This is a genomic window from Rufibacter latericius (assembly GCF_003721515.1).
GTDB classification, from domain to species: Bacteria; Bacteroidota; Bacteroidia; order Cytophagales; family Hymenobacteraceae; genus Nibribacter; species Nibribacter latericius.
Genome location: NZ_RJJD01000008.1, coordinates 47563 through 68557, shown reverse-complemented (window position 1 = coordinate 68557; position 20995 = coordinate 47563). Strand labels below are relative to the sequence as shown.

The following is a 20995-nucleotide window of genomic DNA, read 5'->3' as shown; positions in this document are numbered from 1 at the left end:
TTAAGCACAAAATAGACGAAGTGAATCTTTCCCGATACATTGCCAGTCGGTTGACTGGTGCCCGTTCAGACTCTTTTACCGCCTCGGTCACAAAAATAGCAAAGTTCAGCGTAGGGCTGGGCATTGCCATCATGATTGTGTCCTTTGCCATCCTGGAAGGTTTCCGGTACGAAATACAGGCCAAGATCTTCAGTTTCGGTGGACACCTGCAAATTAGCAAATTTGACACCAACAATTCGTTCGAAGGCTACCCCATGGGCACTTCCACCGGCTTGGGGGACTACAAAAACATTCCCGGGGTGGCACACCTGCAGCCCTTCGCCCGTAAAACGGCCATCATCAAAACCGAGGACGAGGTGCTGGGCGTGGTCTTGAAAGGGGTAGACACTACCTATGATTTCCGGGGGATGCGTGCCAACCTGGTCTCGGGTTCGGTGATGGAATTCAATGACACCGCCGCTTCCAACCAGATCATGATGAGCCAGCTCATGGCCGACAAACTGCGCCTGAAGGTAGGGGAGAAGGTGCTGTTCTACTTTATCCAGAACCCGCCGCGTATGCGCCGCTTCGAGGTGAAAGGCATTTTCAAGACCGGTTTGGAGGAGTTCGATAACGTGTACGTGCTAGGTGATCTGCAGCAGATACGCGATCTGAACCAATGGCCCGATACGCTGGTGGGTGGCTACGAAATCCTGCTCAATGATTTCACCCAGATAGACACCGTCACGAGCCAGGTCTTTGACAAGATGAATTATGACCTGCAACTGGAGAAAATCACCGACACCTACGCCCAGCTCTTCGATTGGCTTGAACTTCTTAAACGGAACGTCATTATTTTCCTGGTGCTGATTGTCTTTGTGGCCACCTTCAACATGGTGTCCACGCTCTTCATCATGATTCTGGAACGAACCAATATGATTGGCGCGCTGAAAGCCATGGGTGCCACCAACGGGCAAATACGAGGGATTTTCCTGCACCGCGGTCTTCGGCTCACCATTGCCGGACTCATCGGTGGAAACCTGCTGGCCTTGTTTTTCTGCGTGGTGCAGGACTATTTCAAACTCATCCCGCTGGACCCCGAGAACTACTACATGGACACCGTTCCTATTCATTGGGACTGGCGCATTTGGGTAGGCATCAACGGCATCACTTTCCTCTTAACCATGTTGTCCATTCTGCTGCCAACTTTGCTTATTGCCAGAATACACCCGGTGAAAGCCATCAAGTTCGATTAAAAGCAGAAAGCTGTTTCAGGCCTCCTTTAAGAAAAACAGCCCTGAAACAGCTTTTTGCTTTTGGTTTACGCTTTTTTATAAAGCTTTGGAATTTCCTGTTCTAAAACTTAGGAAGATAGCCCCAGTCTTATTTCAATGTGATTTCTTCCTGTTCAAACGCTTCTTTTACCTTCTCATTCAGAGCCTCGGAAACCTGCTGGAACCGGTAATCGCCCCGTTGTACCCAAACTTTCACGGAGATGGTCATGGTCTGGGCTGCCAGTTTCTCAACCCCGACACTTGGTTCCGGCTCTTTCAGGATACGGTCGTCTGTGGCGATGACGCGCTGTATTACCTCCCGAATTTTCGCTAAGGAAATTGCGGAGTCAACAGTGTAGGCAATGTCAAGACGGCGATTGTTCTCCACATCGTAATTCACCACTACTGCTGAGGCTAATGGACCATTAGGCAGATAGATGGTCTTGTTGTCCTCGGTGGTGATGACGGTGTTAAAAATGTTGATCAGGGAAACGGTTCCTTTCTGGCCCTGCGCCTCAATAAAGTCTCCTACCCTGAAGGGCTTTATGGCGAGAATCAGTACCCCACCCGCAAAGTTTGAAAGGCTTCCTTGCAAGGCCAAACCCACTGCCAAACCCGCAGAGCCTAGTAAGGCAATAAAGGAAGTCACTTCCAGACCTACTTGGGCGATGACCACCAAAATGAGCATGACCAGCAACACAATTTTAAGGATGTTCTTAAGGAACGGCCGCAAAGAGGGGTCCACGTTTTTGCGGGTCATCAACTGGTATGTGAAATCAGTGATGCGCCGGATAAACCAAAGCCCAATCAATAAGATAATGATGGCTACCAGAATCTTGATGCCATACAAAAGGGCAAAATCCTGAAGCCGGACTAAAAAGCGTTCTGCGTCAAACATGGTGGAGAGAGGATTAATTTAGGAATAGCAGCAAAAGTTGTTTCTTGTAAAGCCCATGCGCCAAGGCAAGAAAGTACAGCAGGGTAATAGGCTTTTGAATCTTTTGGAGTAAGGAATTTCTATGCTCTGCTGCTAGATAAGAATGGAGAAAAATCAAAAACAAAAAGGTTGAGGGGGTTAACAATCTGAAATCAAACATGTCGAATTTCATGAAAAATCGCAGAATCACCATGGTGAGCCAGTAACTCATTCCAACAAAGGCAATAGTTAAAGGAAGCGTATCTGATGTTTTTGGACTTAGGATGGCCTTCAAAGAGTCTAATTTCCTTACTTGTTGCAAGGCGAACAACATCACCCCTAACTGAACAAATAAAAATATTACAGCCAGGTAATCTATTTTCTGAAAATCAAGCTTTCTGATTAGAAGCACTTCATTGAACTGCGTCTGTCCTAATCTTTTTAAAAGGTATAAAAAAGGCTCGTCTGCTGGTATACGGGTTGTACCAGAATAATAACCTGTATGCTCGTGAACAAACCAAAAGTAACAAAGAATAAAGCCCACAACGCCCACCGCTATTCCTAACAAAAGGCCTACTTCCTTCCAGTTTCTCTTCCAAAGAAAGTAAACCCCAAACTGGGAAAGGACCCCTAAAAGGAATGCCCCAAAATAGCGGTATAAGAAAGATCCCAAAATAGCAAACAGCAGTTGACACGCCCATTCAACCCGTTCATTGGGTTTGAACAGGAAATGATGCAAGGCAACGCTAAACCATAGCATAATGACCATCATCCCCGGTTCTGACCAGGTGTAAGAAAAAATGTCTAGAAGGGAATGCATGCAGAAGACCAACCCCACCCAGAAAGCATTCTTAGGAAACAGTTTGTGGAAGAGGACCAACGTAAAGGCAATCCATAGGAGATTAACTAGTTTAGAGTTCCAGAAGATGGAAAAAGGGGATAAATTAGAAATACTAGCTATGGAAAAGGAATATCCTAAGGGCCAGATGGTTAATGTGGTAATCTCCCCATCTGCCGTTGTATACCTTAGGTTTCCATGCTCAACTAAAGCTTCGGCGCCCTTAATGTAATGAAAGGAATCTGGGGTAGTAAAGCCATCAGGTTCTAATGCGACCCGCACTAAAATCACGAACGAAATAGCTGCGAAAAGGAGTAGAAGCTTTAGACTTTCCGGCATTTTAATTTTGGTCCTTTTTACAAATAGTTGGTAAACTCTCTTTGAACTATTATCTTACCTTAAATGCCGTGATTTCAAAATCAAATTAGGATCCAGGCAGATCTGGCGGTAAAAGGCTTCTTCTGAAGGGGCACATACTCCTGGAAAATCACCTGATTTGCCCAAAAGGTCTGTCATGAGTTGGAAGTGCAGGTGCGGGGGCCAGTCACCGTTCTCTGGGTAAGGACCCATGGTAGCCACTTGTTCGCCGGCCAAAATGGATCTACCAACAAATAACTCTTCAAGTGATGTGCGGCTGAGGTGTCCGTACAGGGTGTAGAATGGAATGCCTTCCAGTTCATGCTGTAGGATGATGGTTGGCCCGTAGTCCCCGAAGTTGGCATTGTCCTGAAAACTGTGAAACGTTCCGGCAATGGGAGCATAAATGGGAATACCAGCCGGAGCCCAGATATCCACGCCCAAATGGATAGATCTTGCTTCCCCTAACCCTTCAAAATGCTCGCTCCGGCGGTATATGACCCGGTTTTCAAAATACCCACCCACACCCACTTTAGCATTTTGCTGTTGCAGCATGCCTAATACGAACTGCTCAAAAGAGGCGGTATCCCGCAGTTCGGCGTCCTGAAGGCCGGTGTTAGCAGAAGTGAAATCTAGGCGCTTAACATCCTCTGCGTTTAGATCATGGTCTAAAAGAGGGGAAAACGAAGCAGCGTGAGCAGTCAGGAGGGTAATCAGTTTGGAAGGGTTTTCCATAAAAAGCCTCTAAAACGGAAACTGGTGAAGATTTAATTTGGAAAGATAGGGGAAAAACAAACGTCCGGCTGCTTTTTTTAGCCTATGTTCGGGATGGAATATGAAATGTTGTAACTTTCCTCCCATATTAAAAGTTAGTCAACCCGAAACACCTACGTCTTTCGTATATAAACTATGAGCAACGCTTATTACAACATGAAAGTGGTGGACATCACCCAAGAGACCTCAGATGCCATCACGCTTCATTTAGACCACCCCGATAAAAAAAGCATCCCCTATATCCCTGGCCAGTTCCTGACGTTGATTCTGCCGGTAAACGGCCAGAAAGTGCGCAGATCGTATTCTTTGTGCAGCATCCCGGAAGACCCGTATTTCTCCGTGACTGTAAAGCGGGTAGAAGGCGGGCTGGTATCTAACTTTCTGGCCGAGAGAGCCCAGATTGGCCAAACCATTGAAGTAATGGCCCCCATTGGGAACTTCAACCTAAAGCCAGAACCTTCCCAGAAGCGCCATATCTTCTTGTTTGGCGGCGGAAGCGGCATCACCCCGCTGATGTCTATGCTGAGAAGCACCCTCAAATACGAACCACAGAGCCGGATTACCCTCGTGTACGGAAACCGCAACGTAGACTCGGTTATCTTCAAAGACCAACTAGCCCAACTGGAGCAGCAGCACCCAGAGAAACTGAAGGTGGTGCACGTGTTCAACGAAGCCCTGGTAGATGCAACGGAGAAGCAAGAACACATCGGGTTGCTGGATCGTACCATGGTGCTGCGCCTCCTGGATGATCTTAGGTTGCCCGGCTACCAGCAGGAAAGCTTTTACATGTGCGGCCCTGAAGGCATGATGAACGAGGTGCGCGAAGCCCTCCACTTCAAAAGTGTGCCCGCCGCCAATATTTACAAGGAAAGTTTCACCGCCCCAACCGGTCCGGAGGCCCATTCCGCGGATGTGAGTGCCGCACCGGAATCAGACGAGATCATCGCCCGCACGGTCACCATCATCTACGAAGGCCAGGAGTATCAGGTAGAAGTGAAACCTACCGAAACCATTCTGGAAGCTGGCCTGAAAGCCGATATAGACTTACCTTATTCCTGCCAGGCCGGCCTGTGTACCGCCTGTATGGGCAAGTGCATTAGCGGTCGCGTGCATTTAGACGAGCGCGAAGGCCTGTCAGATGCAGAAATTGCCCAAGGATACGTTCTAAACTGCGTAGGCCATCCGCTCACCGCCGATGTGGTGATTGAGATTGGTTAATCGTTTTTGACCTCTTTTATGGAAAACACCTCCCAAACGCTCGCGTTGCCAGAACGCAAAACCCGCCAGTACCTTCCCGCCGATTTTGAAGTTGGGGATTGGGAATCGCTGGAGTCTTATTTCGAGGAACTGAAAACCCGTGAGATCAACTCGCAGGAAGACCTGGAAAAGTGGATCGCTGACCGAAGTGAACTGGAGAGCGTGCTCTCTGAGAACTTGGCCTGGCGGTACATCAAAATGACCTGCGATACCCAAGACGAGGCGCTCACCCAGGCGTTCCAGTTCTTCGTCACCGAAATTGAGCCTAAAGCCTCACCGTATGACGATGCCTTCAACCGCAAGCTGGTGGAGTCGCCGTACATTGACGGGCTTGACGAGCAGAAATTCCGCATTTACCTGCGGGGCGTTCGGCGGGCCATTGAGTTGTTCCGGGAGGAGAATATTCCACTGCAGACCGAGATTAGCACCAAGCAGCAGCAGTACGGCCCCATCGCCGGGGCCATGATGGTGACCCTGGACGGCGAGGAGATGACCCTGCAACGCGCCGCTGACCGCCTCAAGCAAACTGACCGCGCCGTACGCGAGGAAGCTTATATAGCCATCCAAAACCGACGTCTGGAAGACAAGGAAAAACTGGATGAGCTTTATACCGAGTTGATCCAGCTGCGCCACCAGGTAGCCTTGAACGCTGGCTTTGAGAACTTCCGGGATTACATGTTCGCCGCCCTGGGCCGGTTTGATTACGGTCCCGAGGATACCTTTTCGTTCCACCAGGCCATCAAAGAGAAGGTGGTGCCGGTGACCCGCCAGATAGACCAGGAACATAAAAAGAAACTGGGTTTGGATTCGCTTCGGCCCTGGGACATGGACGTAGACCCCAGTCAACTGCCTCCGCTGGAGCCGTTTAAAACTGGTGACCAACTGCTTTCCCAAACCATTGAGTGCTTCTACCGCCTTGATTCATTCCTGGGCGATTGCCTGGTAACCATGCGCGAAATGGGGCACTTGGATCTGGAGTCTCGCAAAGGCAAAGCACCGGGCGGCTACAACTATCCGCTGGATGAAATCGGCGTGCCGTTTATCTTCATGAATGCGACGTCCTCGCTCCGCGATGTGGTGACGTTGCTGCACGAAGGTGGCCACGCGGTCCACTCGTTTCTGACCCGTGACCTGCCCCTGAACGCCGCCAAACACCCACCTTCCGAGGTAGCCGAGCTCGCCTCCATGTCCATGGAGTTATTGACCATCGACCATTGGGATATTTTCTTCCCAAACCAAGATGATCTGGTGCGCGCCAAACGTCAGCACTTGGAGGGCGTTCTGGAAACCTTCCCGTGGGTAGCCACCATTGACAAGTTCCAGCATTGGGTCTACGAAAACCCGAACCACACCGTAGAAGAGCGCCACCAGAACTGGGTGCGTATTTTCGAGGAGTTCAACCTGCAGGAAGTAGACTGGAGCGGATTGGAGCACATCAAGCCTTACATCTGGCAGAAGCAGCTGCACCTCTACGAAGTGCCTTTCTACTATGTAGAGTATGCCATGGCCCAACTAGGCGCCGTCGCCGTTTGGAAACGCTACAAATCTGAACCCGAAGCGGCACTGGAAGGCTACAAAAAAGCCCTTAGCCTGGGGTACACTGCCACCATCGGGGAGATCTATGATGCCGCCGGTATCCGCTTTGATTTCTCCAGCGAGTACATCCAGTCCTTGGTTGACTTCGTGAAAGACGAATTGGCGCAACTTGGCTGAGAAAAGTAATTTTAATTAAAGGTGTGTTTACCGGCCAATAAGCTGAAAACAGCCTTAAAACAGGAAAGCCTCAGATGAACTCTGAGGCTTTCCTGTTTTCTAGGAAATCGATCAAATAAATTCCTGGGCTAGATTCAAGAGGAGCGCTTTCCTTGTTTAGCCATTAAATCCGGAAAACACGCCGGAAGCAGGTTTACTGATTTTCTCCTGTTTCCTCTTGGGTAAGTTTGGCGTCCTTGTCTACCCACTGGAACAGAGGGGCAGGTTGCAGGGTGTCGTATGGTTTGCCCAGTTTAGGCACCTGTTTTTTGTAGCGCCGAAGCAGGGTGTTCAGTTCTTTGGCGGTTTGGTCGTAGCGGCCGCGGTAAAAAACGGTTTCAGTTTGATGGGCGGTGATGGATTGGTTCAGGGAATCAACCCGGGCCACACCGGTTGGGCCGCTCTCTGGTAAAAAGGCGCGCAGAGCGTTCCAAACCGAGTCTTGGGCGGCATCATAGGCGTCTATGCGGTCAGAGTCCCGGACGGAAATGCGGTCATAGCGCAAGGTGCGCAACCGGCGGATGGCCTGTTGCAAGTCGGCCCGTTTCTGGGCTTCCATGGCCCCGGGCGGAATAGCGGCCAGCATCTCTTCCATCTGCTGGGTTTTCACGCTGTCGCTCCACATCATCACGTTCCATTTACCGTTGAGGGTGTCTGAAAGGACGGTGAGTTGCTCTTTTAACTGTTCATTGGAAATGGGCCGGGCCAGCGGACCCGACTTACCTGCGTCTTTGGAGCAGCCTGCTACGCCCAACAGAAATGCCATGGTAAGCCCAAAGAGTATATTCTTTTTCATGTTTCTACTGTAAATGGAACAGACGGATGCCTGTTGTTTTGCCTGTGCCGGGTTTTAGACACCCAACCACCCTGCAAACGTATCCGGTCCCCTTCCCGTTACACCGCAAATCACCGGTTAAGCACTTCTTTTAGGGGATTTGGGCACCGGGTAGGCAGCCGCTTCCCCCAAGGAACGTCATGACACATGTGAAATTATAAAGCGGCCGTAGAAACAGCCAGAATCAAAAGTTTTTCAGCCCGTTAAGCAAAAGATTGGAAAGGAACTCGGCAATCTCGTCTGGGCTCATCTTGCCTTCGGGTTTATACCACATGTGCAACCAGTTCAGGCTGGAGAGGAGCGTCAGTACCACAAATTTCTCATCGGTGACTTTGAACTCGCCGCTGGCGATGCCCTGGCGCACAATCTCCCGCAGGCTTTCCTCATACTGGTAACGCATGTCATGGAACTTGCTCAGGGAAGGCTCACTCAGGTGACGCCATTCGTTCAGGAACACGCCCGCCGCCGGAGGGTTCTTGGTCAATACCCGCACGTGAGAGGCTACCGCCAGCCGAAGCTTTTCGCCCGCCGGTACGTCTTGGTTTTTCACCTCGTCAAAGGCCGCGTTGAATTCATCGGCCATTTTGAAACAGACGCGCTGCAGAATATCTTCCTTGGATTTAATGTGCGAATACAGGCTGCCAGCCTCAATGCCTAGTTCAAGCGCCAGGTCGCGCATGGTGGTAGCGGCGAAGCCCCTGGATTTGAAAAGCGAAGTGGCAACTTGGTCTATTTGTTCTTTGCGCGATAATTGGGTGCTGGACATAGAGGTACTGTTTACAGTCAAAGCTACTAATGCGAACGCCCGTTAGCAAATTTTCTTTACTCCCGGTGCTGTGGCGGCAATGCAATGAAAGGTGCCCGGGAAAAGCTATCTTTGCGTTTCGGGCAAGTTTTTCTAAAAATAAGACGAAAACGTATATCTCCTATTATATAGGACGAAAAAGTACGATAAGAAGCTACAATATGTCAGAATATACCTCTTTAGACACCCTGGGCGAGTTCGGGTTGATTCGCCGTTTGCAGGAAAATATTGAAACCCACCAAACCTCAACCGTCTTAGGCATCGGGGACGATGCCGCCGTGCTGGAGCCCGGCCAAAAGCAGATTGTGGTCTCTACCGATATGCTGGTGGAGAACGTGCACTTTGACCTCACTTTCTGCCCCTTAAAACACCTGGGCTACAAAGCAGTGGCCGTGAACGTGTCTGATATTGCCGCCATGAACGCCGTTCCTACCCAGATTGTGGTGAGTCTGGCCATTGGCGCACGCTACACCGTAGAGGCCATTGAGGAACTGTACGCCGGCATGCGCCTGGCCTGCGAGAACTACAAAGTAGACCTGGTGGGCGGCGACACCACAGCCTCGCGCGGTGGCCTGGTGATCAGTGTCACGGCGCTGGGCGAAGTAGAAAAAGGCAAAGCGGTCCTGCGCAGCACGGCCCAACTGAATGACCTCATCTGCGTGACCGGAGACCTGGGCGGCGCTTACCTGGGCCTGCAACTGCTTGAGCGCGAAAAACAAGCATTCTTAGCTGATCCTGAGACCCAACCAGAATTGGAGGGCAAAGACTACGTGATCGGGCGGCAACTTCGGCCCGAGGCCCGCATGGATGTCATCCATGAACTGAAGGAACTGGGCGTGCATCCCACAGCCATGATCGATATCTCTGACGGATTGGGCTCTGAACTGCTCCACATCTGCTCGCAGAGCCGGGTGGGGGCCGCTATCTACCAGGACAAACTCCCCGCCGACCAGCAGACCCTGGAAACTGCCGAGGAATTCAAACTAGACCCCGTGACCTGTATCCTTAACGGCGGCGAAGACTACGAACTGCTCTTCACCGTGAAAATGGCCGACTTCGATAAAATCAGGAACCACCCAGATATCACCATCATCGGGAGCATCACCGATGCCGGCGAGGGTGTGCGGCTGGTGACCCCAAGCGGCAACACCTTCCCCATCAAAGCCCAAGGCTGGAACCACTTCGGTTAATTCTGCCAGATAGGGTAAAAGAGAAGGGCAAGGTGGTATCATCTCGCCCTTCTCTTTTACAGTTAAAGGATCAACCGGAATTGCCTGTTTTAGGATTAACTTCTCAAAACTAGGCCCAAAACAAATCAGAGGGTTAAAAGCGGAGGTACCGAGACTTTTAAGATGTTTATTAATTCCTCATCCATGTAGGCGTAGTCATCTGGGATGTCCAGTACGTGTATTTGCTTGTCTCTGGCTTCTGTTCCGAATTTGGCGATGAGCAGCTGCTTGTGCTTTTTCTCCATCACTAGAACCACATCGGCCCAGGCCAGCAGTTTGGCGGACATCCTGATGCGGGCGCTGTCTGAGGTACCCGCTGACCGGCAGTTATAGCCTTCAACGGTCTGGAAAACCTTCTCGGCGGTGGGGCTGCGCCACTGGTTACGGCTGCAAACGAAAAGTACGTTCATGCTGGCCGATTAATCCTCTGGATACGGCACGAACACGAAATTCATAAAATCGCGGTCAATCACGAAGAGGCAGCAATATTCATCGGCATCACGGTAGGCCTGCTGGAAATCCTCTATTTTGTCTTCCAGCACCAGCTTGCGGCCCACGAAATCCTCCAGGTAAGAAGCGTTTATGTTCCAGTCCAGATAACGTTCCTCGGCGGCAATGATGAGCCCGCCAATCTTAGTGACCTCTTTGGAGAACACGAAAATCGGGTATTTGGAGATGTCTCGCTTTCTAATGAGGTAAGAAGCCTCTTTTAACGTATCAGACACCTGTACAAAGTCTTTGGTGATGGTGCCCAGGTATTTACCGTTCAGTTCTGGATCGTTTTGCATAATGGTAGCACGTATGGCGTATCAAGTATCACGTAACCCGATGTAAGTTGTTTTGTGCACCTGTTGTTTTGAGGCTGATTTTTAAGAAGTTGCCTCAAATCAATAGGTGCATTTTTCTTTGGAAAGCCTAGCTTCTCAATGTGAGCAGGGCCACGCTTTCTACGTGGTAGGTCTGCGGGAACATGTCTACGGGCTGAATTTTCACCACGTCGTATAGGTCGGCGAGCATTTCCAGGTCGCGGGCCTGGGTGGCCGGGTTGCAGCTCACGTACACAATGCGGCTGGCTTTTACCTCCAGCAGTTTGGCCACCACGTCAGGGTGCATCCCGGCGCGGGGAGGATCGGTGATGATCACATCGGGGCGGCCGTGCTTGGCGAAAAGGTCGTGCGTGAGCACGTCTTTCATGTCACCGGCGTAGAAGTGCGTGTTGGTGATGTCGTTGATCTGCGAGTTGATTTTGGCGTCTTCAATGGCGCTGGCCACGTACTCTATGCCCACCACCTGCGCCGCGGAACGGGCCACGAAGTTGGCGATGGTACCCGCGCCGGTGTACAAGTCATACACGGTTTCGTGACCGTTGAGCACCGCGAACTCACGGGTCAGCTTGTACAAGTTGTAGGTCTGCTCTGAGTTGGTCTGGTAGAAAGACTTGGGTCCTACCCTGAACCGAAGGCCTTCCATCTGCTCATGGATGTACGGATCGCCGTGGTAACATACCACCTCCAGGTCATGGAAGGTCTCGTTGCCTTTGCTGTTGATCACGTAATGAAGCGAAGAAATCTGTGGGAACTCCTGCCGCAGGAAATCCAATAACGGAATCAGCCACTCCGGACGGTCCTGAAATACCTGCACAATCACCATGAGGTCGCCGGTATTGGCCGTTCTGATGATGAGGTTCCGCAGAAAGCCTTCCTGTTTTACCAGATCGAAGAAGGGCAGGTTGTTTTCCCGCGCGTAGTTCTTCACCGCCAGCCTGATCTCGTTGGACGGGGCCGGTTGCAGGTAGCAGTGCTGGATGTCCACGATCTTGTCAAAGCGCAGCGGCACGTGGAAGCCCAGGGCTCTGCGGTCCAGATCTTCGCCGCTGTCTATCTGCTCTTTGGTAAGCCAGGCGTTGCCCGAGAAAGTGAACTCCAGTTTGTTGCGGTAAAAGCTAACGCGGTCAGAGGGCAGAATGGGCAGCATCTCATGGCCGGTGATCTTACCTATGCGCTCAATGTTGTCATTCACCTGCTTCTGCTTGTAGAACAGCTGGGTGTCATAGGGGATGTGCTGCCACTTGCAGCCGCCGCAGACGTTGAAGTGCTCGCAGAAGGGCTGGGTACGGGCCTCGGAATACTCATGGAAATGCACCGGCACCGCCTCCAGGTAATTCTTGCGTTTCTTGGTCACGCGCACGTCCACCACATCCCCGGGGGCCACGTCTGAGATGAACACCACCAAGTTGTCGTGGCGGGAAATGCACTTGCCTTCGGCAGCCATTTCCTCCACCCGCAGCTGCGGGATCACCTCGTATTTATGTTTCTTTTTCTTGAATTTTCTCACAATACCGCAAAATTAAGAATAAAACTCTGCATCAGGGTCTTTTCTGAGGAAATGCGTATTGCAAGCGTTTTTAGGAAATCGGCCTTAAATCGGGTTTGTGAAAAATCAGAGGTGAGTTCGCTTCCCGAAATCCTGATGGCAGTAATTTGGGAAGCGGACTCCTTTTCTATGGAAGTGTTCCGTTTCAGAGCCTTTTTCCAGAAAAGAGGCCCTAAAAGGACTGCCTGCTACTTCTTAAATCTAACGCCCAAATTGACGCCGGGCCACACCGTCACCCGAGACTGTCTGGAGATGTTTTCAAACAAAGGCCAGGGTTCCAGTTTCATGCCCGGGTCTTCGCCGGTGGTGAGCGGACGGCGGTTAGAGACGAATACGTTGAGGGTGAGCCCGTACAGCAAGGCCACTTTTCCCAGGTCCCGCTCTTTGGTAAGACGCACTTGTTCCAGGAGGTTGCTGGAGCCGTTGGTCCAGAACTTGTTCTCGCTAACCTGGTAAATGAGCACATCCAGGAACATGCCCTTGGGGTTCACCGGGAAGCCCAGCCCCAACCCGTACCCGAAGTGGTGCTGTTCCTCATGCAGTCCCCATCCCAGCGCGAAAATGCTGTACAGTTTCTGGGTTCCTAGTTTAAGGGCGCCATTGGCGAAGAAGGTTTCCCCGGCCCAGACCTCGGCCCGGTAATAGCCGCCGTGCCGCACAATGTTGATTAACCCAATGGTAGCGCCGCTGCTGGTGTCCGCCATGTTGATCAATCCAATTTGCAGGCCTTTGGAGTGGCGCGTGCGGTTAATGGTCCCAATCTGCAGACCGTTCAGTACGCCGGTGGCTGTATTAAGGACTCCGCCAATCTGGGCGCCATTCACATCGCCTTCCACGGAGTTAAGAATGCCGCCCAATTGTAAGCCTTCCAAGCTGGCCTCGGGAGAGATGATTGAGTCTGGCTGCTGACGCTGCGGGATAGAAAAATCTGTGGGCAGCGCACCTACGGTATTGATGAGCCCGGCCAGTTGAAGCCCTTTTGAGAAGTAGTGGTTTCGGTTAATTAAGCCGCTGAGCTGGAGACCGCTTACGCCACCGCTTTTATCGCCCAGCACCCCGAAGGAAAAGGAAGTGTAGTATTGTTCGCTCTGTTTGCCGTTGGAGCCCAAGCCCGGCGTGACCGAGAATTGCACCGGCCGATACTCCAGAGAAGCCTTCGTGGTGGTTTGGGAGAAGCAATCAGTAGCCAGCATGAGGAGGGCTGCAAGGGGGAAGAAGAATCTTTTCATGGGAATTGTCATCAGGCACCTTTTGGCAGGTGGTTAGAAGTAAAGACGGCTTTTAAGCCGTTTACCCCCATGTGGCCTAAGATATAGTTGATGGCTTTCCGGGAAAGGTGCGATGGAGGGAGGAGGAAAATGGTGCAAAACTTATCGTAGATTTGCGGTGGCTGCCATGCGGCTTATGAAGCAATTGAACATGAAAGATAAAGTTGTCATTATCACCGGCGGATCATCCGGGATTGGCCGGGCTTGCGCCTTGACCTTCGGAAAGGCCGGTGCAAAAATCGTGATCTCCGCCCGAAGCACGCAGAAGTTGCAGGAAGTAGGCCAGGAACTGAAAGCCGCCGGTGTGGGGTATCTGGCCGTGACCGGCGATGTAAGCAAAGAGGAGGATTGCCGCCGCCTCATTGAAGAAACCGTAGCCAGGTTCGGGAAGATAGACGTGATGCTGAACAACGCGGGCATCAGCATGCGAGCTTTGTTCCAGGATGTGGACCTGGAGGTAATCCGGCAGTTGATGGACATCAATTTCTGGGGAACCGTGTACTGCACTAAGTTCGCGTTGCCGTATCTCTTGAAAACCAAAGGATCGGTAATCGGGGTGTCTTCCATTGCCGGGTATCAGGGATTGCCAGGCCGCACGGGTTACTCTGCCTCTAAATTCGCGATGCAGGGTTTTCTGGGCGCGCTCCGCACCGAGACGCTGCATCAAGGCCTGCATGTAATGATTGCCTGCCCAGGCTTTACGGCCTCCAACATCCGCAACACCGCCCTCTCCGCCGACGGAAGTCAGCAGGGAGAGTCCCCGCGCGACGAAGCCAAGATGATGACCGCCGAGGAGGTGGCCCATCTTATCCTGGAAGGAACCCGCAAACGCAAACGCGAACTGGTTATGACGGGTCAAGGCAAACTGACAGTGTTCCTGAGCAAGTGGTTCCCCAACCTCACCGACAAACTGGTCTACAACCACATGAAGAAAGAGCCAGATTCTCCTTTTAAATAGAAACTTGTTTCGGGTCTGATTTCTTGAAAACAGGCGTCAAACGGAAAGAGCCCGCAGCATGCTGCGGGCTCTTTCCGTTTGAACATAAAAGGTCAGGTTCTACTTCGCTGCGGTAGCATTGTTGGTGCCTTTCTGGTCTGCCACAGTGGCCGCGATTTTGGAATCGGCGGTGCCGTAGTAGAGGTACCACTTGCCTTTGAACGGCGCCAGCCCCTCCACAAAACACACGTTGTCTACCTGTCCGTTGATCTCGTAGTCTTTGTCTGGGGTGATGAACCATTTGGGGGTGCGGGCCAGCACTTTGAACGGGTCTTTTTTGTCCAGCAGCACCTGGCCGGCGGCGTAGTTTCCAGCAGCTATGGTGGTATCACCGTAGGTGGGGCTGTTTTTGCTGTTGTAGATGAACACGATACCTCTATCGGTGAGCAGGGCGGGCGGGCCGGGTTCTACCAGTTCGCTGTCAAACTGGTGTTTGCGGGGTTGGAAGACCACTTTAAAGGCTTCGTCGTAGCCGCGCATGCTATCGGGTTTGGCTTTGGTGGGATCGGTCTCGGGGACCGGGGTCCAATCAATCAGGTTATCCGAGGTGGCCATGTAGATATTCGATTCGCCCCACAGCATCTGGTACTTGCCGTTGATTTTGGTAGCTACCAATCGGTTACCCACCTGCCGCGCGATGATGGAACCGGCCTTGGTCCAGTACTTCACGTATTTGCCGTTTTTCACCTTCCCGAACACTGAGCCGTGCTTTTTCCAGTTCCGCAGGTCTTTGGAGGTAGCGATCATGAGGCGGGCGGTTTTACCGTCATAGGCGGTGTAAGTGAGGTAGTAGGTGCCGTTCTCGTCTTCCACCATGCGCGGGTCTTCGCAGCCGCCTTCCCATTCCAGCGCTTTGTACGCATCGTTATCTGGGTAGAGCACCGGGGCCGGGTACTTGGTAAACTTCAGGCCATCGGTGCTGTAGGCCAGGCCTAGGCGCGAAGTCCCCGCGAACTTTCCAATCTTGTCTTCGGCGCGATACAGCATGTACACCGTATCGTTGCGGACGGCCACGGTGGGGTTAAATACGTCTTTGGCTTCCCACGCTACGGAGTCCTTGCGGATGGGGTCAAAGAACATGGCTTTAGGATCAGGCACCAGCACTGGGTTAGCGGCATCGGCTTTCACAAAGGGGCCCAGGGTCCAATCCTCAGAAGTATTCAGCGTTGTGGCCGAGGCTTGGGCCTGCTCTGTTTTCTCCCGTTTGCTCTGGCAACTGGCAAACCCCAACACCAAAAGCAGTATGGCGGTAGTTCTTAGTATATTTTTCATAGTGGATATCTTGTTTTTTGAGAGAATAAGCCCGGCTCCATTCATGAGAAGCCGGGGCGTTTTTGGCTTAATTTTGCGGTAAACCCAATAAATCAACCTCGCGGCGCGGAATGGGCAGTAGGGCATTGCTGGGCTGCCAGCCGTTGCCGTAATCTTTGTAGCCTTTCAGCGGATCAGCATCTGGTGCCCTGGCCAGCACCTCATCCGCGATGCCCCAGCGTACCAGGTCATAGTAGCGGTGCCCTTCAAATGCCAGTTCTACCCGCCGTTCGTGCCGGATGGCGGCAAGCAGTTCCTGCTGGTTATTCGTGGTGACTTCTGGCAGCGCCGATGGATCGCTGGCGTTACTTCGGGCGCGGGCCCTTACCTGTTCCAGCGCGGCCCGGGCCTCGGCTAATTGGTTCAGTTCGGCGTGGCATTCGGCTTTCCAGAGTAGGACATCAGCGTAGCGGATGTAGATGTAGTCCACGCCCCCGTCGTCAATAGGTGTCACGTTTTGCATGAACTTCTTCACGTTGTAGCCGGTGAGCGGAGACCAGGCGGGGTTGTAGTCTGAGCCGTCCAGCCATTTGTCGCCAGCCATGAAGACGGTGGCCTTCAGCCTAGGGTCGTTCGGTTCGAATTCATCCACCAGGTCCTGGGTAGGAATCTGGAAGCCCCAGCCTTTGCCCTGCGGCGCGAATACGGCGTTCAGGATGGAGCCCTGGGAGGGCACCAATCCGGCCTCGTGCTTAGAAGCGAAAATGATTTCCTTGCCTCTTTCGCCCTCGCCGTTGAAATTATCCTCAAACTCGGGCAGCAGCATGTAGCCTGATTTCTGCACCTCGGCAATCTCGTTGAGGCAGTCTTGCCAGCGCTCGCGGTAGAGGTAGGTTTTGGCCAGCAGCGCGAGGGCCGCCCCGCTGGTGGCGCGGTGGTAATTGGCATCTTCGGGGTAGGACATGGGCAGCAGTTGCATGGCCTGGACCAGGTCGCTCTCAATCTGGGCGTAGACTTCCTGCACCGAGGCGCGCACGTTATTAGTATTCTTTCCCTGTTCCGGGGCCAGGAGCGGCACCCCGCCGAAGTTGACCAACAGCCGGAAGTAGTAGAAAGCCCTCAGAAAGTAGGCTTCGCCACGCATGCGGTTGTATAGGTCAGCGCTGAGGCCGGCAACGTTGGTTCCGTCCTGCTGCAGAAACGTGTTGGCCGCGTTGATGCCTTTGTAGTTGAAGCGCCAGATGCCCAGGACATTGTTGTTCTCGGGAAAGATATTGAAGGTCTCCATCCTTCTCATATCTTCCTGGTCGCCCAAGCCGCCGCCTCCTTTTACGGCATCATCACTCATAACATCGCCTATGACCCATTCACGGGGGATGGAAGCCCCGTTTTCCCACTCCCAATTGCCCCTAAACCGGTTGGTGATGGGCAGGTACACGGCATCGATGGCCAGCTGGAAATCACTGGCCTGGGTGAAAACGTTCCCCTCGGTGAGTTTCCCTTGCGGGAGTTTGTCCAGCTCGTCCTGACAACTGGTTTGCAGGACAATCAGCAAAAACAGGCTATAAATATACTTTTTCATGTCTGATAGTTTGGGTGGAATAATCGGCCCGAGAGCCTCAACAACAATTAGAAGCCCAACTGCAACCCGAAGGTGAAAATGCGCGACTGCGGATACGTGCCCATGTCAATGCCTCGGCCCAAATCGCCGTAATTGGCCAGGTTCTCGTTGGTGTACAGCTCAGGGTCCATGCCACCGTAATCGGTGACAGTGAAGAGGTTTTGGGCACTTACATACACCCGGGCTCTGCTCACGCCCACTTGCTGCATCAAAGTGCCCGGCAAGGTGTAACCCAGTACCACGTTTTTCAGGCGCAGGTAAGATCCGCTTTCCACGTACCTATCTGAGGAACGGCGGTTGTTGTTGGGGTCCTGATAGGTGGCCCGGGGCATGGAATTACTGGTGCCTTCGCCGTGCCAACGTTCCTCGTAGAAATTCCGCTTCACGTTAAAACCGCGGGCGTCAAAGCTGTTGATGATGTTGTCCACCTCGTTGTAAATCTCGTTGCCGTAGACGCCGTTGAAGAACAGGTTCAGGTCGAAGTTCTTGAAGCTGAAGGTGCCGTTCAGGCTGTAGAGCAGCTCAGGGTTAGGATCCCCGATGATGGTGCGGTCGGCATCGTCAATCTTGCCATCGTTGTTCACATCCACGAACCGGATGTCGCCGGGCTGGGCGTTGGGCTGCAGTTGCTCGCCGGTGGCGTTAACGTAGGCTTGCACGTCTTCCTCGGTTTGGAACAGCCCGTTGGTTTTATAGCCGTAAAACGCACTCAGCGGCAAGCCCTCACGCAGAATCACGCTGCCGGAGCCCGAAGACAGGATCTGCTCTTTGGATTGGTACAGAGACTCCACGCGGTTTTTCACGGTGGTCAGGTTGCCGGTCACATCCCAGGAAAAGCCGCCGGTGCTCTGCCGGTAATTGAGCGTGAAGTCCCAGCCTTTGTTCGAGAGTTTGGCACCGTTCACGTAAGGAGGCGCGGCGTCTCCGTTGGTATAAGAAGCGGGCAGCTGGATGAGGATGTCGCGGGACTGTTTATCAAAGTAATCCACGCTCAGGTTCACCATTCCCTGGAACAACGAAGCGTCCAGCCCCACGTTGGTCTGCTCGGTGGTTTCCCATTTCACATCGGGGTTACCCAGGCTAATTGGCTGCAACACGCCGTTGGAGGTGGAGTACAGCGTGGCGAACGGATACAACCCGATTTCCTGGTTCCCCAACTGGCCCCAGCTGGCGCGCAGTTTAAGGTCCGGTAGCCAGCTCACATTTTGCATGAAGTTCTCCCGCGCCAGGTTCCAGCCCACCGAAACGGAGGGGAAATACCCGGTTCTATTATTCTCGCTGAAGCGGGAAGAGGCATCGGCCCGGAGGTTGGCGGTTAAGAGGTATTTTTCCTTAAACGCATAAGAAACGCGCCCGAAATAGGACATCAAGGCCCATTCTTCCTCTACGCCGCTGCTGAACTGCTGCCCCAGCCCGAAGTCCAGGTACTGCAGATCGGGGTTGGCATCGGTGCGGTTATCGTAGCCGTTGCGCGCCGCCGACAGGTAATCTACCTTGAAGGTCACGTATTCGGTGCCCAGGGTGAAGCCTACGTCATGGGCTTCGTTGAAATTATGGTTGTAGTTGAGGGTGTTGGTCCAGTTGAGGGTGTAGTACCGGTGCCGGAATTTATCCAGGGACTTGTCCTTATCCGTGAGGGTGGTGCGGTCGCCGGGAATCTGGCCGTTGTACTGTTGCTGTTCCTGCAGGGAGAAATCAAGGCCCGCATCGGTGCGCAGGCGGAAATCTTCCAGGAACTTGACCTCGGCGTAGATGTTGCCCACCGCTCGGTAGCGGTCCAGCGCCCGATTACGGTAATCAGCGATGGCGAGCGGGTTTTTGGCATCGCCGTACAGAATGGAGTTCTGGTAGAGCGAGGCGGGCGGTAAATCGGTGTAAAATCCGGTAACGGGGTCATAAACGGGAATGGCGTTGGGTCGCAGCAGCGCGTATCGCACCACGCCGGGCAAACTGCCGGGCCGACCGCCATCGCCGGAGGCACCCAGGGCTTTGGTGTAGTCATAGGTGAGGTTGAGGTTCTCGCCCACGGTCAGCCACTTCTTCACACTGCTGCTCACGTTGGACCGGATGCCGTAGCGCTTGAACTCTGAATTCTGGATGGTGCCTTCCTGGTTCACCAGGTTGCCCGAGATGTAGTATCGGGTCACGTCGTTGCCGCCGGAGAAGCTAAGGTTATACCGCTGGATGCCCGCGGTGCGGAAAACGGCATCCAGCCAATCGGTGTTGGGGAGTGTGGCGGCGTTGTCATTGTTGCGGGTGGTGGCCCCGTCATTCGTAAAAGCCTCGTTCTGCAGTTCAATGAACTCGGCGGTGCTCACCATCTCTGGTAAGCCGATGGCGCTGGCCAATCCGTACGAAGCCTCCACGGCAATCTCGTTTTTACCCGCCTTACCCGATTTGGTAGTCACCAGCACCACGCCGTTGGCGGCCCGGGCCCCATAAATGGCCGAGGCAGCGGCGTCTTTCAGCACTTCAATGGACTCAATGTCATTGGGCGAGATAGTGTTCAAACCGCCAGTGACCGGCACCCCATCAATAATAAAGAGCGGATTGCTGTTGTTGAGCGTGCCAATGCCTCTGATTCTGATCACGGCCTCGGTACCGGGCGCGCCGGTGGGGGAGGTGACGTTCACGCCGGCGGCCTGGCCTTGCAATGCTGTGCTTAAATCCACCGCCTGCGTCTGGGCCAGACTGGCTCCTTTGATGGACGAGATTGCCCCCGTTACTTGGCTTTTCTGCTGTGTGCCGTATCCTACCACCACTACTTCATCCAGGGCCTGTTGGTCAGTGGCCAGCGTGACGTTGAGGGTAGATCGGTCATTGATGGCAACTTCCTGCGTCTGGAACCCGATGTAGGTGAACACCAGGGTGCCGCTTCCGCTGGGCACGGTCAAAGAGTAGCTGCCGTCTGCATTGGTGGCCGTGGCAGTGGTGGCCCCTTTCAGTTGCACGGTGACCCCCGCCAGCCCGGTGCCGGTATCATCACGCACCACCCCGCTCACCGTGAACGTTTGCCCAAAGGCTTGGCCAGCCAAGAACAGGCAGAGCAGCAACATCCCCAGAAAGCGCAACTTCCAGCGCCTTGCTCCCGGGAACGTCTTTTGAAGGTGAGGCTGTGCCCCATGAGTAGATGTTCTATGCATGTTGTCTGTTAGTAAATGGTACATGAATGGGTGTGTTCCTTCCTGGCAATTCTCGCTCGGCAAAGGCCGCCGAAGCGGGTGGAATGTCTTTTCAGGAACCTTGTTCCTTTGAACTTTCCTGCTTTTGCCGGGCTAGGGGGAGTTGATTCAAATGTAAAATTTACCTGTTCCTAGGCTATGTACTGGAGTCACAATGTGGTGTACTATAGTACCAACCGGCTAATTCAAGCTTAATTTGATGAGGCAGTGTTCTGCATTCTGGTGGGTATAGTTTCGCTGATGGGTTCAGGCGAACGGGAGAACTCCTTTTTGAAAGAAGACATTTG

Annotated in this window: 17 protein-coding genes; 5 read left to right on the top strand and 12 right to left on the bottom strand. The window is 52.9% G+C overall.

Annotated features, from left to right (window positions below):
• The first annotated feature begins 20 nt into the window (after positions 1 to 20).
• Complete coding sequence (locus EFB08_RS12300) at positions 21 to 1235, top strand: ABC transporter permease (RefSeq protein WP_123127267.1); 1215 nt, start codon at positions 21 to 23, stop codon at positions 1233 to 1235.
• A gap of 127 nt (positions 1236 to 1362) precedes the next feature.
• Here EFB08_RS12300 and EFB08_RS12295 read toward each other — a convergent pair whose 3' ends face one another.
• From EFB08_RS12295 to EFB08_RS12285, 3 genes are read right to left on the bottom strand one after another with little or no spacing between them, the layout of a single operon-like run.
• Positions 1363 to 2151: a mechanosensitive ion channel family protein gene (locus tag EFB08_RS12295; protein ID WP_123127266.1), complete on the bottom strand. Its 789-nt coding sequence runs from the start codon at positions 2149 to 2151 to the stop codon at positions 1363 to 1365.
• Between the two features lie 13 nt (positions 2152 to 2164).
• Positions 2165 to 3346: a hypothetical protein gene (locus tag EFB08_RS12290; protein WP_123127265.1), complete on the bottom strand. Its 1182-nt coding sequence runs from the start codon at positions 3344 to 3346 to the stop codon at positions 2165 to 2167.
• Positions 3347 to 3400: 54 nt separating this feature from the next.
• Positions 3401 to 4099 carry a peptidoglycan DD-metalloendopeptidase family protein gene (locus tag EFB08_RS12285; RefSeq protein ID WP_123127264.1) on the bottom strand — a complete coding sequence of 233 codons (699 nt, stop codon included), beginning with the start codon at positions 4097 to 4099 and terminating at the stop codon, positions 3401 to 3403.
• 174 nt (positions 4100 to 4273) lie between these two features.
• Here EFB08_RS12285 and EFB08_RS12280 point away from each other — a divergent pair, with 174 nt between their 5' ends.
• Positions 4274 to 5356: a ferredoxin--NADP reductase gene (locus tag EFB08_RS12280; protein ID WP_123127263.1), complete on the top strand. Its 1083-nt coding sequence runs from the start codon at positions 4274 to 4276 to the stop codon at positions 5354 to 5356.
• Positions 5357 to 5374: 18 nt separating this feature from the next.
• Complete coding sequence (locus EFB08_RS12275; protein ID WP_123127262.1) at positions 5375 to 7108, top strand: M3 family oligoendopeptidase; 1734 nt, start codon at positions 5375 to 5377, stop codon at positions 7106 to 7108.
• 193 nt (positions 7109 to 7301) lie between these two features.
• Here the strand turns inward: EFB08_RS12275 and EFB08_RS12270 are convergent, their stop codons facing one another.
• Both EFB08_RS12270 and EFB08_RS12265 read right to left on the bottom strand, forming a co-directional pair.
• Positions 7302 to 7943, bottom strand: coding sequence for a hypothetical protein (locus tag EFB08_RS12270; protein ID WP_125077729.1), 642 nt, complete (start codon positions 7941 to 7943; stop codon positions 7302 to 7304).
• A gap of 223 nt (positions 7944 to 8166) precedes the next feature.
• On the bottom strand, positions 8167 to 8748 hold the full coding sequence (locus EFB08_RS12265) for a TetR/AcrR family transcriptional regulator (RefSeq protein ID WP_123127260.1): 582 nt from the start codon (positions 8746 to 8748) through the stop codon (positions 8167 to 8169).
• 200 nt (positions 8749 to 8948) lie between these two features.
• Here EFB08_RS12265 and thiL point away from each other — a divergent pair, with 200 nt between their 5' ends.
• The gene (gene thiL, locus EFB08_RS12260; protein WP_123127259.1) at positions 8949 to 9977 is read left to right on the top strand and encodes a thiamine-phosphate kinase; all 1029 of its coding nucleotides are present in this window, start codon (positions 8949 to 8951) and stop codon (positions 9975 to 9977) included.
• Positions 9978 to 10102: 125 nt separating this feature from the next.
• Here thiL and EFB08_RS12255 read toward each other — a convergent pair whose 3' ends face one another.
• The 4 genes from EFB08_RS12255 to EFB08_RS12240 all read right to left on the bottom strand — a co-directional run bounded on the left by EFB08_RS12255 (position 10103) and on the right by EFB08_RS12240 (position 13618).
• On the bottom strand, positions 10103 to 10426 hold the full coding sequence (locus EFB08_RS12255; protein ID WP_123127258.1) for a low molecular weight protein tyrosine phosphatase family protein: 324 nt from the start codon (positions 10424 to 10426) through the stop codon (positions 10103 to 10105).
• A 9-nt stretch (positions 10427 to 10435) separates the two neighbouring features.
• The gene (locus EFB08_RS12250) at positions 10436 to 10804 is read right to left on the bottom strand and encodes a hypothetical protein (RefSeq protein WP_123127257.1); all 369 of its coding nucleotides are present in this window, start codon (positions 10802 to 10804) and stop codon (positions 10436 to 10438) included.
• Between the two features lie 127 nt (positions 10805 to 10931).
• A complete protein-coding gene (gene rlmD / locus EFB08_RS12245; protein WP_123127256.1) occupies positions 10932 to 12350 on the bottom strand; it encodes a 23S rRNA (uracil(1939)-C(5))-methyltransferase RlmD in 1419 nt (472 codons plus the stop codon).
• 227 nt (positions 12351 to 12577) lie between these two features.
• Positions 12578 to 13618: an LA_2272 family surface repeat-containing protein gene (locus tag EFB08_RS12240; RefSeq protein ID WP_123127255.1), complete on the bottom strand. Its 1041-nt coding sequence runs from the start codon at positions 13616 to 13618 to the stop codon at positions 12578 to 12580.
• Positions 13619 to 13808: 190 nt separating this feature from the next.
• Here EFB08_RS12240 and EFB08_RS12235 point away from each other — a divergent pair, with 190 nt between their 5' ends.
• Positions 13809 to 14615, top strand: coding sequence for an SDR family oxidoreductase (locus tag EFB08_RS12235; RefSeq protein WP_193553972.1), 807 nt, complete (start codon positions 13809 to 13811; stop codon positions 14613 to 14615).
• Positions 14616 to 14714: 99 nt separating this feature from the next.
• On the opposite strand, the gene EFB08_RS12230 is transcribed toward EFB08_RS12235, so the two are convergent.
• The 3 genes from EFB08_RS12230 to EFB08_RS12220 all read right to left on the bottom strand — a co-directional run bounded on the left by EFB08_RS12230 (position 14715) and on the right by EFB08_RS12220 (position 20693).
• The gene (locus EFB08_RS12230; RefSeq protein WP_123127254.1) at positions 14715 to 15926 is read right to left on the bottom strand and encodes a glycoside hydrolase family 130 protein; all 1212 of its coding nucleotides are present in this window, start codon (positions 15924 to 15926) and stop codon (positions 14715 to 14717) included.
• 67 nt (positions 15927 to 15993) lie between these two features.
• Positions 15994 to 17487: a RagB/SusD family nutrient uptake outer membrane protein gene (locus EFB08_RS12225; protein ID WP_123127253.1), complete on the bottom strand. Its 1494-nt coding sequence runs from the start codon at positions 17485 to 17487 to the stop codon at positions 15994 to 15996.
• Positions 17488 to 17534: 47 nt separating this feature from the next.
• Entirely contained in the window at positions 17535 to 20693 is a 3159-nt protein-coding gene (locus tag EFB08_RS12220) for a SusC/RagA family TonB-linked outer membrane protein (protein WP_123127252.1), read from the bottom strand.
• Positions 20694 to 20995: the final 302 nt, after the last annotated feature.